We start from the raw sequence: 12,805 nt of genomic DNA on the forward strand, positions 1-12,805 counted from the left end.
ACACGCCTGATTCCGGACGCGAGATCCCACGAGTGTTACCTTCCCGTGACTATCGTGGACGGGGCCGGCACCGAGCCTTCTCCCGACCCAGCCCCGGGTGCCGCAGGGCATCCTGTCCGTGGGCGAGTGTGGAAGATGATCCGGTTCGAGCAGGTCACCAAGGTCTACGATCGCCGTTCCCGTCCGGCGCTGCAGGACGTGACGGTGGAGTTCGAGCGCGGTCAGTTCGTGTTCCTCGTGGGTGCCTCCGGCTCCGGAAAGTCGACGTTCATCCGCCTGATGCTCCGGGAGGAGCGGGCCAGCGCCGGAGCGGTCTACGTGGCCGGCCGCAACGTGGCCAGGCTGCCGGGCTGGCGGGTGCCCCGCCTGCGCCGCAGCATCGGCGTGGTCTTCCAGGACTTCCGCCTGCTGCCCAACAAGACCGTCTTCGCCAACGTCGCCTTCGCCATGCAGGTGCTCGGCAAGGGGCGCGGGCAGATCCGCCAGACCGTTCCGCAGGTCCTGCGCACCGTGGGCCTGGACGGCAAGGAGCGGCGCCTGCCGCACGAGCTCTCCGGCGGGGAGCAGCAGCGGGTGGCCATCGCCCGCGCCATCGTCAACCGACCGGACATCCTGCTGGCGGACGAGCCCACCGGCAACCTGGACCCGGAGACCTCCCTGGGGATCATGGCCGTGCTGGACCAGATCAACGAGAACGGCACCACCGTGGTGATGGCCACCCACGACCACGACATCGTCAACCAGATGCGCCGGCGCGTGGTGGAACTGCGCGAGGGGCGGATCGTCCGGGACGAACAGGCCGGCCAGTACCGCACCGCGCCGGTGCCGCCGGCGGACGACTGGGCGGCGACAGCGGGGGAGACCGTCCAGACGAGCACGGACACCGGCACAGGCGCGAGCGCAGACACGGACACGGACACGGACGCAGGGATACGCGCAGTGCCTCCCGGGCCGGTACGGGCCGGCACGGCACGGACCGGCACGGCGCGGACCGGGACGGAGGAGGGCCGCCGATGAGGTTCGCGTTCATCCTCGGGGAGACCCTCTCCGGCATCCGCCGCAACCTGTCCATGGTGGTCTCGGTGGTCCTGGTGACCTTCATCTCCCTGACCTTCGTGGGGGCCGCGGGCCTGCTGCAGCTGCAGATCAACCAGATGAAGGGCTACTGGTACGACCGGGTGGAGGTGGCCATCTTCCTGTGCACCGGGACCTCGACCACGGCCTCCTGCGCCACCGGTCCCGTGACCGACGGCCAGCGCGAGGCGGTCCGGCACCTGCTGGAGTCGCCCACGGCCGCACCGTACGTCAAGAGCTACGAGTACGAGTCCCAGGACCAGGCCCTGCAGATCTTCCAGGAGCAGTTCAAGAACTCCGCGATGGCCGGGACCGTGACCGCCGAGCAGTTGCCCGAGTCCTTCCGGGTGGCGCTCGTGGACCCGGAACAGTACGAGGTCGTCAACGAGCTGTTCTCCTCGATGCCCGGCGTCGAACTGGTCTCGGACCAGCGGCAACTGCTGGAACAGATCTTCTCCCTGATGAACATGGCGTCGGTGATCGCGGTGTCGGTGGCCGGGGTGATGCTCGTCTGCGCCGTGCTGCTCATCGCCACGACCATCCGCCTCTCCGCCTTCTCCCGGCGGCGGGAGACGGGCATCATGCGCCTGGTGGGCGCCTCGAAGACCATGATCCAGCTCCCGTTCCTGCTCGAGGGCGTGATCGCCGCCCTGCTCGGGGCCGTGCTGGCCAGCGGAACCTCGTGGGCCATCGCCGAGTTCTTCATCGGGGACTGGCTGACCCGGCAGTATCCCGGCACCGGATTCATCGCCGGGGGGGACGCCCTGATGCTGGTGCCCCTCCTGCTCGCCGTCGCGGTCGTCCTGGCCGCCGCGTCATCCCTGCTCACCCTGAGGCGCTACCTTAAGGTGTGACCCCCGTCTGACCTGCACGGACACCACTGTGTCCACATCGCGACCGCACCACCGGAGGAACACCATGAAGCGAGGCCGGCTGTCCCGCGCCATCCTGGGCGCAGGGCTCGTCACCGTCCTGACCCTGTCCATGGGCGGCGCCGCCCTGGCCCAGGGCGGCATCGACGACCTGCAGCGGCAGATCGACCAGGCCGAGCGCGAGAAGTCCCGGATCAACGAGGAGCTGGGTGACCTCGGCGGGCAGCAGTCGTCGCTCCAGGGCCGGAGGGGTGACCTCGACGCCTCGCTGGAGGGCCTGGACTCGGAGATCGCGGACAAGATCCGCGAACTCAACCGGCTCCAGGACCGGTTGCCCGGGGCCCAGGAGGCCCTCTCCGCGGCGGAGAGCCGGGTCTCGGCGGCCACGGCCGAGGTCCAGTCCCTGCAGGAGCGGGTCCACCGGGCCGAGTCCAGCCGGGCCGAGCTCCTCGCCGAGGTCAGGGCGAGCGAGAGGGAACTGGACACCGCCCGGCAGGAGATCGGCCAGATCGCCAACCAGGCCTACAAGCAGGGCGGCGTCTCCTCGGACCTGGCGTTCATGCTCGGCCTGAGTGACTCGTCCCTGCCGGACGCCGTGGGCTTGGCCGACCAGGCCATGCGGATCCAGAACAACAGGATCTCCTCCGTCTCCCAGACCCGCGCCACGGACGTGAACGCCGAGGTCCGGCTGGCTGCCGTCGAGGCCGAGATCCGTGACCTGCGCGCCGAGGCCGAGAAGGCCCTGGACCGCGAGAAGCAGGCCCGCGACGAGGCCTCCCGCGCCAAGCGCGCACTGGACGGCATGGTGACGGACACCTCGAGGCTGACCGATGAGCTCAAGGCCCAGCGACCGAAGATCCAGGCCCAGATCGACGCCAACCGGGCGGCCCAGGACCAGGTCAACCGGCAGATCGCCCAGCGCCAGCGGGCGCTGACCGCCCAGTCCAGTCGCCAGTCCGACCTGCAGCGCCAGCACAGCGAGGCGGTGGCAGAGGCCGAGCGCAAGCGTCGGGCGGCCGAGGAAGCGGCCCGCAAGGCCCGTCAGGCCGCCGCCGCGGCCGACCGGGCCGCCGCGCGCCGGGCCCAGGACGCGGCCGACCGGGCGGACCGGGCCGCCGTGGCCGCCGAGAGGCGCGCCCGGCAGGCGGAGCAGCAGGCCGGTTCCTCCGGGTGGGGACTGCAGATGCCGATCAGCACCTACCTCACCTCCGGGTTCGGCTGGCGCGCGACGCCGGCCGGCACGTTCGACTACGGTGGCGCCGGGGGCTACGTGCACACGGGCATCGACTTCGGCGGGGGCTGCGGGGTCCCGATCAAGGCCGCCGCCGCCGGGGAGGTCTGGAACGCCGACTGGGCCGTGTGGTCGTCCGGCAATCGCGTGGTCATCTCCCACGGCGTGGTCAACGGCCGCGCGCTGGCCACCAAGTACCACCACATGACCCGGTCGACCGTCTCACCCGGGCAACAGGTGCGGCGTGGGCAGGTCATCGGGTACACCGGATCCACCGGCAACTCCACGGGCTGCCACCTGCACTTCGAGACCATCCTCGACGGCCAGGCCATCGACCCGCTCGGCCTGCTCTGACCCGCTCGGCCCGGTCGGGCCCGTACCGCCCGAACGGGCCGGTCAGGACCGGGAGGCCAGGTCGTGACGGTAGTGGGGGCTGTCGGCGTTGAGCACGGAGTGCCGGCGGCCGTAGGCGAAGTAGATGACCAGGCCGATGACGAGCCAGACGCCGAAACGCACCCAAGTCTCCCAGTGCAGCTGCAGGATGAGGAAGAGCGAGGCCAGCACGCCGAAGGCGGGCACCACGGGCATCCAGGGCAGCCGGAAGGTCCGGGAGGCCTCGGGGCGGGTGTAGCGGAACAGGATCACGGCCGTGCAGACGACCACGAAGGCGGACAGGATCCCGATGTTGGTCAGGTCCGCCACGGCCCGGATCGGGAAGATCCCGGCCAGCACGGCCGAGGCGATGCCGGCGATCCAGGTCACCCGCTGTGGCGTGCCGCGGTGGTCCACCCGGGCGAACCACGGGGGAAGCAGTCCGTCGCGGCTCATGGAGAACCACACCCGGGTCACGCCGAGCAGGAACGTCACCATCACGGTCAGGATCGAGATCACCGCGAAGATCGAGATGATCGAGGCGACCACGGGCAGGCCCACCGAGTAGAAGGCGGAGGCGAAACCGGCCTCCGGGTCGATGTCCCGGTAGTTCTGCATCCCGGTCAGCACGAGCGTGGCGGCCACGTAGAGGACCATCGCGATGATCAGCGACAGGATGATGGCCTTGGGCATGTGCTTGGTGCCGTCCTGCGCCTCCTCGGCGGCCGTGCTCATGGCGTCATAGCCGAAGACGGCGAAGAAGACCGTGGCCGCGCCCGTCAGCACGGGGCCGAACCCGGAGGGCATGAACGGGTCGAAGTTGGCGGTGTCGATGTAGAACACGCCCAGGCCGATGATGAACAGGATCAGCAGGATCTTGATGCCGACGGCGATCAGCTCGAACCGACCGAAGGTTTTCGTGCCCCGGCTGAGGATGAAGGTCACCAGCAGGCAGATGAGGATGGCCGGGAGGTTGATGATCCCGCCCTCGCCCTGGTCGGGCGTCGAGGCCATCCACGCGGGCAGCTCCAGCCCGAACCCCTGCAGGAACGCCTCGGCGTAACCGGAGATGCCGATCGCCACCACGGCGACGATCGCGATGTACTCCAGCAGCAGGTCCCAGCCGATGAACCAGCCAATGATCTCGCCCAGGGCCACGAAGCCGTAGGTGTACGCCGAACCGGCCCGGGGGATCATGCCCGCGAACTCGGCGTAGGACAGCGCCGCGGCCGCGGAAGCCAGGCCGGCGATGAGGAAGGAGATGAGGACGGCCGGGCCGACGGGGGGATTGTTCGCGTCCCCGTGCGCCACCAGTCCGGCCAGGGTGAAGATGCCGACGCCGACGATGCCGCCGACGCCGAGGGCGGTCAACTGCCAGAGGCCCAGGCTCTTGGACAGCACCGCGTGCTTGCTTTCCTCCTCGATGAGGTCGATCGGCATACGCCGCAGGATGGACTTGGGGTTCTGTGCTTTCATGGCTGTCCCGCCTATCCGTGCACAGCTGGAGGACATGATGGCTTGAACGTACTCGCCTCCACGGGCCACGCCAAGGATCACGGTCTCCCGGTCCCGGGTGAATTGCGCCGGGTGGTGACCCCGGTGCCAGCGCCCGTTCCCTTGACGGCGGCAGTACACTGGAAAGTCCGTGTGACCACCCCGGGCCGGAAGGAGAAGCCATGGCCAAGAAATCAGCTGACGGGTCGAAGAAGGCCGGTCCTGACGGCAGGCAGGTCATCGCGACCAACCGCAAGGCCCGCCACAATTACCTCATCCTGGACACCTACGAGGCCGGGATCTCGCTGATGGGCACCGAGGTGAAGTCGTTGCGGGAGGGCCACGCCTCGCTGGTGGACGGGTTCGCCGTGTTCTACGGCAACGAGCTCTACCTCGAGCAGGTCTACATCCCGGAGTACCTCAACGGGTCCTGGACCAACCACGCCGCCCGCCGCCGGCGCAAGCTGCTGCTGCACCGCCAGGAGCTGACGAAGATCGCCCGCCAGATCCAGGAGTCGGGACACACCATCGTGCCGTTGCAGCTCTACTTCCGCAACGGCCGCGTCAAGGTGGAGATCGGCGTGGCCCAGGGCAAGAAGGACTACGACAAGCGCCAGGCGCTGCGGGAGAAGCAGGACAACCGCGAGGCCCAGCGCGCCATGCGGATCCGCAACCGGCGCGCGGCCTGAGTCACCGCCGCCGGGAATACCCGCGGACGCCCATGGGTTATACTGGGCAGTCCGGACCAGGTGGGGGATCAGTGGAACCCCGCAGGGCACCGGTTGATTGACAACAGAACATGGGGATGATCGGTTTCGACGATGCACGTCGCGACAGGGGAAGCGGGCCGAGGATGCAGAGTTATCTCGGAAACGCCCTCTGCAAACCAACAAGTGCCGAATCTAAGCGCACTGACTTCGCTCTCGCTGCCTGATCAGTGAACGAGTCCGTCAGCCCGGGGATGCTATCGCCCCGGATCCTGGCGTCGATTAGATAGCCACTGTCCGCCACCCTCGCCGGGGGTCGTGGTGGAGACATTAATCCGGCTGGGCCCGGGTTGGCTGCCTGTTTGCGGGACAGCCAGGGCCGAGTAACACCCAGCGCAAACTGCGCCCGGAGAAGCCCTGACAACACTGCATCGGACGCGGGTTCAATTCCCGCCATCTCCACTCCCCGTGACGGACCCGGGACATCGCTGCGGCGGTGTCCCGGGTCCGCTGTGTTTAAGCACCCGGGGACTTCTCGCGCGCACCCTCGTTCACGCGGCCGACAGCGCAGACCCGCTCAGCAGCCCCAGCACCACGGCCAGGGCGCCGAGGCCCAGGTGCAGGGCCCACGTCCTGGCGGCGGTGCCCCATCGGCCGCGGAGGACGTCGTCGGCGGTGGCGGTGGACACGGTCGAGAAGGTCGTGAGCGCGCCGCAGAACCCGGTCACCCACAGGGTCGTCGCGTCCGCGGAGGGCTGGAGACCGATCACCAGGCCGGCCACGAGCGAGCCCGCCACGTTCGCCAGCAGGATCCCGCCCCGGGGCAACCAGTGGTCGCAGGCCAGGCGCAGCACGGCGCCGCACGCACCGGCCAGCATGAGCCAGAGCACGACGCCGGCCCCGGCCGCGTCCGGCAGCACGCTCACCGGGTGCCCCCGGGCGTCCCGGCGCGCAGTCCCGCCAGGGCGGCGGCGGTGCCGAGGGCGGCACTGACGGCGAGGGCCGCCACGACGCCGAGGGCCACGAGGGCGAGGGCGACCGGTTCACCCGGGGCGGCCTGCGGGCCGAGGCCCGTGACGAGGGCGGCGGCCAGGACCACGGCCGAGAGGGAGGTGAACGAGCCCAGGACGCCCACCCCGAGACCGGCCCGCAGCCAGCGCGGCAGCGGCCGCCGGGAGGTCCGTGCGGTGAGCAGCCCGAGCAGGAACGCGCCGAGCAGGTTGACGCCCGAGAGCATGAGCCAGCCGGGGATGGGGGAGTCCGCGGGGGAGGGGACGACCTCGACCAGCAGCCACCGCGCCAGCGTCCCGGCCATCCCGCCCGCGGCCACCGCCAGGACCATCGCCGCGGTGAGCGACTCGCGCGGCGGGGCCTGGTCCCGGCCCACACCGGGATCCCGGCCGCTCATCAGGCCTGCGTCTGGCCGATCAGGTCCGGGTTGAGGGCCTCGAGGGCATCGGGGTGGAGCAGGCCGTTGGTGGCCAGCGCATTGCCCCCGAACGGGCCGTCCTCGCCCTCGAGCGAGGTGAAGCGGCCCCCCGCCTCGGTGACGATCGGCACCAGGGCGGCCATGTCGTACAGCTCGAGCTCGGGCTCGCAGGCGATGTCCACGGCGCCCTCGGCGACCATCATGTAGGACCAGAAGTCACCGTAGGCGCGGGTGCGCCACACGGTGGAGGTCAGTTCCAGGAAGTCCCGGATGTTGCCCCGCTCGCGCCAGCCCTCGAGGGACGAGTAGGACAGGGAGGCATCCTCGATCCGGGACACGTTCGAGGCGTGGATCCGCGTGGCCGAGGCCAGTGACTTGCCCATGAACGCGCCGGTGCCCTTCGCGGCCCACCAGCGCCTGTTGAGGGCCGGGGCCGAGACCACGCCCACCACGGGCTCGCCGTCGTCGATCAACGCGATCAGGGTCGCCCACACGGGCACCCCGCGCACGAAGTTCTTGGTCCCGTCGATGGGGTCGATCACCCAGCGCCGCGGGCCGTGGCCGGTCTCTCCGAACTCCTCCCCGAGGACCGCGTCCCGCGGGCGGGCCCGGGAGAGGTTCCCGCGGATCAGCTCCTCGGCCGCGCGGTCCGCGTCCGTGACGGGGGTGAGGTCCGGCTTCGTGTCGATTCTCAGGTCCTGCGCCCTGAAGCGGGACATCGTCTGGGAGTCCACCGAGTCGGCCATGATGTGGGCCAGCCGGAGGTCGTCCGTGTAGTTCTTGGGCGCATCGCTCATGCAGGCCACGCTACCGCGAGGCCGCAGGGCTCAGCGCCATCGGCACGGCCGGTGGCCGGCGGCTCACCACTCATCGTCGGAGCGCCCGTCCAGCAAGCGGCGCAGTGAGGCCAGCCGCTCGGCGCCGGACGTGCCGGCGTTGCCGCCCGCCACCCACGCATCGAGCGCGCACCCGGGTTCCCCGGCGGCGTGCGTGCAGCCCCGCGGGCAGTCCGCGAGGGCCGGCGCCAGGTCCTCGAAGGCCTCCACCACGCGATCGCGGTCCACCAGGCCCAGGCCGAACGAGCGGATGCCGGGGGTGTCCACCACCCAGGACTCATGCTCCCCGCCGGGGTCCACGGACGGCGCGTCATCGGCGGAGCCCTCGGCCGGCAACGGGATCGCCAGGGCGGAGGAGGAGGTGTGCCGCCCGCGGCCGGTGACCGCGTTGACGTGGCCGGTGGCCCGCCGGGTGCCGGTCAGGGCGTTGAGCAACGTGGACTTCCCGACGCCGGACGGGCCCACCAGCACGGAGATGTGGCCTTCCAGCCGGGACCGCAGGGAGCGCAGCAGGGCCGGGTCCAGGCGGGCGTCGCCGTCACCGGCCCCGCTGCCCGCGGCGCCGGAGGTGAGCACCTCCAGACCGAGGTGCCGGTAGTGGGCCAGTAGCCCCGCGGGGTCGCGCAGATCCGTCTTGGTGATGCACAGCAGCGGCTCGATCCCCGCGTCATAGGCGGCCACCAGGGCACGGTCGATGAACCCGGTGCGGGGCTCGGGATTGGCCGCGGCCACCATGATGACCAGCAGGTCGACGTTGGCCACCACCACGCGCTCGTAGGCGTCGGAGTCGTCGGCGGAACGCCGCAGCACGGTGCTGCGCTCCTCGATCCGCACGATCCGGGCCAGGCTCCCCTCCAGGCCAGAGAGGTCCCCGACGAGCCCCACGAGGTCGCCGGTGACCACCGGGTTGCGGCGCAGCTCACGGGCGCGCATGGCGGTGACGGTGTGGAACCCCTCCCGGCCCGGCAGGTACACCGTGTACCGGCCGCGGTCCACCGTGACCACGCGGCCGGTGACGGCGTCCTCATGGGCGGGCCGTTCCTTGGTGCGCGGGCGCGAACCCCTCTTGCTGGGGCGCGAGCGCACGTCGGACTCGTCCCAGCGCTTCGGGTCGAAACCGCGCCCGGGCCGGCTCATGCGCGGTCGCCGTCCCCGGTCACCAGCCGGGTCCACAGCTCGGGGAAGTCGGGCATGGTCTTGGCGGTGGTGCCCACGTCCCGCACCAGCACGCCGGGCACCGCCAGTCCCACGACGGCGGCGAAGGTGGCCATCCGGTGGTCGTGGTAGGTCTCCAGGGTCGCCCCGTGCAGGGCGGAGGACTCTCCGGTGGTCCCCGTGCCCTCGGCGTCAGGAGAGCCGCCCGTCCCCCGGAAGGCGAGGTAGTCGGGGCCCTCCTCGACCTGGCCGCCCATCCGCCGCGTCTCGGCGGCCAGTGCCGTCAGGCGGTCGGTCTCGTGGCCGCGCAGCTGTCCGATCCGGGACAGGCGTCCGGGGCCCTCCGCCAGCAGGCACAGGGCCGCGACCGTGGGCGCCAGCTCACCGGTGTCCGGAAGGTCCCCGGGGGCGGTGATCCGCGGGTGGCCGGTCTCCGTCAGGGCACCGGTCACCGTCAGGGTGCCGGTGTGCCCCTCCGGGTCCGGGGAGAAGTCCACGGTGGCACCGAACGCGGGCAGGATGGTCCGCCAGCGGTCGCCGATCTGCGTGGTCCCGGCGGGCCAGTCCGGCACGCGGACCTGGCCGCCCGTCACCACGGCCGCGGCCAGGAACGGCCCCGCGTTGGACAGGTCCGGTTCCACCGCCAGGTCCAGGGCGCGCACCGGGCCGGGGGAGACCCGCCACTGGCCCGGGACGGAGTCGTCCACCTCCACCCCGCAGCGGCGCAGCACGCTCACGGTCATCGCCACGTGCTCAGGGCTCGGCACCGCGTCCCCGGTGTGCACCAGGTGCAGTCCCCGGCGGAACCGGGGGGCGGCCAGCAGCAGGGCGGAGACGAACTGGCTGGACCCCGAGGCGTCGACCTCGATCCGGCCGCCCTCGACGCCGCCGGTGCCGTGCACGGTGAACGGCAGGGTCCCGCGCTCCGTGCCGGGGCCGTCCACGGTGATCCCGAGCGCGGCCAGGGCGGCCAGGACCGGACGCATCGGGCGGGCCAGGGCGGCCTCGTCACCGGTGAAGCGGGTGGGACCGGCCACGAGGGCGGCGATCGGGGGCACGAAGCGCATCACGGTGCCGGCCAGGCCGCAGTCCACCGTGCGCCCGGCCGGGGCCCCGTCACCGGGGGCGGGCGCACCGGCGCCCGCGCCGCCGTCGGGAAGGGGGGTGACGCGCACGGTACCGGGGCCGGTGTGCTCCACCACGGCACCCAGGGCCGTCAGGGCCCGGATCATCAGGCGGGAGTCCCGGCTGTCCAGGACGCCCCGCAGCACACTGGGCCCCTGGGCCAGCGCGGCGAGGACGAGGTAGCGGTTGGTCAGCGACTTCGATCCCGGGACACGCACCGTGCCGCGGACCGGACCGGTCGGCTCGGGGGCGGGCCAGGGGTCGGTGAGGGGGGAGGCCGAGGCTGTTGTGGTCACCCACCCAAGATACCGGCCGCGGAATATCCGCGCCCGGGGGGTTGCTGTACCCGGTACCGCCACGAGGACGGTGGCACCGGCCCGGCCGGTGCCGGACGATGACGAGCGAGACGAGCGAAGGGACGGTTCCATGGCCCCTGGTGCAGCGACCCTGGCAGGACCTGCCGCGGACGTAGACTGGGCGACGATGGAAACGCACAAGACCGCCCAGGCTCCCTCCGAGCACGATGACCCCGAGGTGGACCTCACCGCGGAGTCCGACGCCGCCCGCCGTCAGCGCTTCGAGCGCGATGCCCTGGAGTACGTGGACCAGCTGTACTCGGCGGCCATGCGCATGACGCGCAACCCTCAGGACGCCGAGGACCTGGTCCAGGAGGCCTACACGAAGGCCTACTCGTCCTTCCACCAGTACCGCCCGGGGACCAACCTCAAGGCCTGGCTCTACCGGATCCTGACGAACACGTACATCAACCTGTACCGCAAGCGCCAACGGCAGCCGCAGCAGGCGGCCACGGACACGGTCGAGGACTGGCAGATGGCCAAGGCCGCCCAGCACACCTCCACCGGGCTGCGCTCCGCCGAGACGGAGGCCCTGGACCACCTGCCGGACTCCGACGTCAAGGACGCCCTGCAGGCCATCCCGGAGGAGTTCCGGCTCGCGGTGTACTTCGCGGACGTCGAGGGGTTCGCCTACAAGGAGATCGCGGAGATCCTCGACATCCCCATCGGCACGGTGATGAGCAGGCTGCACCGCGGGCGCAAGCTGTTGCGCGGACTGCTGACGGACTACGCCCGCGACCGCGGCATCACGGTCGAGCCGAAGACCCCGAAGACACGGAAGGCCGCCCCGAAGAAGGGTGGCACGACGACCACGACCAGCAAGAACGCGGAATCCGACGCCGGTGCCACCGGCGGGACCGAAGAACAGGAGGCGGGCAGATGAGCGCGGACTGCGAGAAGATCGGCGACTGTGAGGATGCCCGGATCCAGCGGCTCTACGAGTACCTCGACGGTGCGCTGACGCACGAGGACCTCGAGGAGGTGCGCAGCCACCTGGAGGAGTGCACGGAGTGTGCCCACGAGTATGACCTGGAGTGCATCATCCGCTCCGTGGTCCGCCGCAGCTGCACCGAGAAGGCGCCGGACGCCCTGAAGGTGAACATCATGGCGCGGATCAGCCAGATCCGGGTGGAGGCAGGCCACTGACCCCGGGCCGTCCGCTGCGGACGGCCCGCCGGCAGGACCGGCCACAGACGCAACAGACCCCGCCGGCCGGGACGGTTCGACCGTCCTGACCGGCGGGGTCTGGTGCATTCCGGGGCATTGCCTCCGGCCGGGCCTCAGGTGTTGGGCCGCTTGCCGTGGTTGGCGCCGCCCTTGCGGCGATCGCGCCGCTTGCGTCCACGCTTGCTCATCGCGTTTCCTTCCGGTGATGGGAACGGACCCGCGCCGCACGGGCGCGTTCCTGTGCTGTCCCGGTGCGTGACAGCACCATCCAGTTTCGCATACCCCGCCGGTGCCGGACAAAGCGGTGCACCTGCGCCGGGCACCGCCGGCCGCGACGCCGGCACGGGGGTCAGGCGGTGGGCTCGGGCACGTTCAGCCACTGGTACCACCCGCGGTGGAGCACCAGCCAGGCGATGAGCCCGTATCCGGCCTGCCCGGGCAGCCCCTGGCCGGCCGCGAGGTCGTTGCGCCACTGCTCGTGGTTGACCAGCGGGGTGAAGGTGTCCACGTAGTAGTGGTGCCGGCGGTCTGCCACGTCCATGTACGCCGCGTTCAGCTCGGAGAGCCGGGCGTTGCGTTCCCCGTCGAGGGACGGCACGGGGCCGACCACGAGGGTGGCGATGTCCAGCTGGGCGGCACGGTCCAGGACGTTGGCGAGGTTCAGCCGGGCCCGGGCCGTGGAGGACTCCAGGTCCAGGTCGAGGTCGGACAGGCCGATCACCAGCCGGTTCTCGGTGTCCTGGCCGTACCGCCGTGCGGACTCCGCCTGCCAGCGCTGGGACAGTGCCTCGGTGCCCTCTCCCGGGCAGGCGAGCACGTAGCTCTCCAGCTGGACACCCGGTGCCGAGGTCTTGGCCAGGACGCGTCCCAGCCAGCCCAGGGCACGGGGGTCGCCCACGCCGGCCAGCAATTCATTGCCGACGGACGCGATGCGGATCCGACGAATCTCCACGGTCTACCTTTCGATTGCGATGGTCGCCACTGTAG

14 protein-coding genes and 1 other RNA gene are annotated in these 12,805 nt (G+C 71.2%); 7 read left to right on the forward strand and 8 right to left on the reverse strand.

All coding sequences use genetic code 11. The features are described from left to right. Positions 1–135: 135 nt before the first annotated feature. The 3 genes from ftsE to GGQ69_RS03105 all read left to right on the forward strand — a co-directional run bounded on the left by ftsE (position 136) and on the right by GGQ69_RS03105 (position 3,531). A complete protein-coding gene (gene ftsE / locus GGQ69_RS03095; protein ID WP_183524479.1) occupies positions 136–1,017 on the forward strand; it encodes a cell division ATP-binding protein FtsE in 882 nt (293 codons plus the stop codon). After that, positions 1,014–1,928: a permease-like cell division protein FtsX gene (gene ftsX, locus GGQ69_RS03100; protein ID WP_183524482.1), complete on the forward strand. Its 915-nt coding sequence runs from the start codon at positions 1,014–1,016 to the stop codon at positions 1,926–1,928. Before ftsE ends, ftsX begins: the two co-directional genes overlap by 4 nt. A 64-nt stretch (positions 1,929–1,992) precedes the next feature. Continuing rightward, the gene (locus GGQ69_RS03105; RefSeq protein WP_183524485.1) at positions 1,993–3,531 is read left to right on the forward strand and encodes a M23 family metallopeptidase; all 1,539 of its coding nucleotides are present in this window, start codon (positions 1,993–1,995) and stop codon (positions 3,529–3,531) included. A gap of 42 nt (positions 3,532–3,573) precedes the next feature. Here GGQ69_RS03105 and GGQ69_RS03110 read toward each other — a convergent pair whose 3' ends face one another. Continuing rightward, positions 3,574–5,025 carry an amino acid permease gene (locus GGQ69_RS03110; protein WP_183524488.1) on the reverse strand — a complete coding sequence of 484 codons (1,452 nt, stop codon included), beginning with the start codon at positions 5,023–5,025 and terminating at the stop codon, positions 3,574–3,576. Positions 5,026–5,225: 200 nt separating this feature from the next. Here GGQ69_RS03110 and smpB point away from each other — a divergent pair, with 200 nt between their 5' ends. Continuing rightward, positions 5,226–5,732, forward strand: coding sequence for an SsrA-binding protein SmpB (gene smpB, locus GGQ69_RS03115; protein ID WP_183524491.1), 507 nt, complete (start codon positions 5,226–5,228; stop codon positions 5,730–5,732). 112 nt (positions 5,733–5,844) lie between these two features. Then, positions 5,845–6,215: a transfer-messenger RNA gene (ssrA, locus tag GGQ69_RS03120) on the forward strand. A gap of 86 nt (positions 6,216–6,301) precedes the next feature. Here ssrA and GGQ69_RS03125 read toward each other — a convergent pair. From GGQ69_RS03125 to aroA, 5 genes are all read right to left on the reverse strand, one after another. Continuing rightward, positions 6,302–6,676, reverse strand: a complete 375-nt coding sequence (locus GGQ69_RS03125; RefSeq protein WP_298045039.1) for a CrcB family protein — start codon at positions 6,674–6,676, stop codon at positions 6,302–6,304. Further along, positions 6,673–7,158: a CrcB family protein gene (locus GGQ69_RS03130; RefSeq protein ID WP_183524494.1), complete on the reverse strand. Its 486-nt coding sequence runs from the start codon at positions 7,156–7,158 to the stop codon at positions 6,673–6,675. Before GGQ69_RS03130 ends, GGQ69_RS03125 begins: the two co-directional genes overlap by 4 nt. Next, complete coding sequence (gene hisN / locus GGQ69_RS03135; RefSeq protein ID WP_183524497.1) at positions 7,158–7,976, reverse strand: histidinol-phosphatase; 819 nt, start codon at positions 7,974–7,976, stop codon at positions 7,158–7,160. The genes GGQ69_RS03130 and hisN overlap by 1 nt, the downstream gene beginning before the upstream one ends. Positions 7,977–8,039: 63 nt before the next feature. Then, the gene (gene rsgA, locus GGQ69_RS03140) at positions 8,040–9,152 is read right to left on the reverse strand and encodes a ribosome small subunit-dependent GTPase A (protein WP_183524501.1); all 1,113 of its coding nucleotides are present in this window, start codon (positions 9,150–9,152) and stop codon (positions 8,040–8,042) included. Beyond that, positions 9,149–10,591 carry a 3-phosphoshikimate 1-carboxyvinyltransferase gene (gene aroA, locus GGQ69_RS03145; protein ID WP_298045035.1) on the reverse strand — a complete coding sequence of 481 codons (1,443 nt, stop codon included), beginning with the start codon at positions 10,589–10,591 and terminating at the stop codon, positions 9,149–9,151. Before aroA ends, rsgA begins: the two co-directional genes overlap by 4 nt. A 187-nt stretch (positions 10,592–10,778) precedes the next feature. On the opposite strand from aroA, the gene GGQ69_RS03150 reads away from it, so the two are divergent. After that, the gene (locus GGQ69_RS03150; RefSeq protein WP_183524509.1) at positions 10,779–11,534 is read left to right on the forward strand and encodes a sigma-70 family RNA polymerase sigma factor; all 756 of its coding nucleotides are present in this window, start codon (positions 10,779–10,781) and stop codon (positions 11,532–11,534) included. Next, complete coding sequence (gene rsrA, locus GGQ69_RS03155) at positions 11,531–11,797, forward strand: mycothiol system anti-sigma-R factor (protein WP_010144300.1); 267 nt, start codon at positions 11,531–11,533, stop codon at positions 11,795–11,797. The genes GGQ69_RS03150 and rsrA overlap by 4 nt, the downstream gene beginning before the upstream one ends. Before the next feature lie 134 nt (positions 11,798–11,931). Here rsrA and GGQ69_RS16770 read toward each other — a convergent pair whose 3' ends face one another. After that, positions 11,932–12,006, reverse strand: coding sequence for a 50S ribosomal protein bL37 (locus GGQ69_RS16770; RefSeq protein WP_369732111.1), 75 nt, complete (start codon positions 12,004–12,006; stop codon positions 11,932–11,934). A gap of 161 nt (positions 12,007–12,167) precedes the next feature. Further along, entirely contained in the window at positions 12,168–12,770 is a 603-nt protein-coding gene (locus GGQ69_RS03160; protein WP_183524512.1) for a GDSL-type esterase/lipase family protein, read from the reverse strand. Positions 12,771–12,805 lie beyond the last annotated feature (35 nt).

Source organism: Micrococcus sp. TA1, assembly GCF_014199555.1.
Classification (GTDB): domain Bacteria; phylum Actinomycetota; class Actinomycetes; order Actinomycetales; family Micrococcaceae; genus Citricoccus.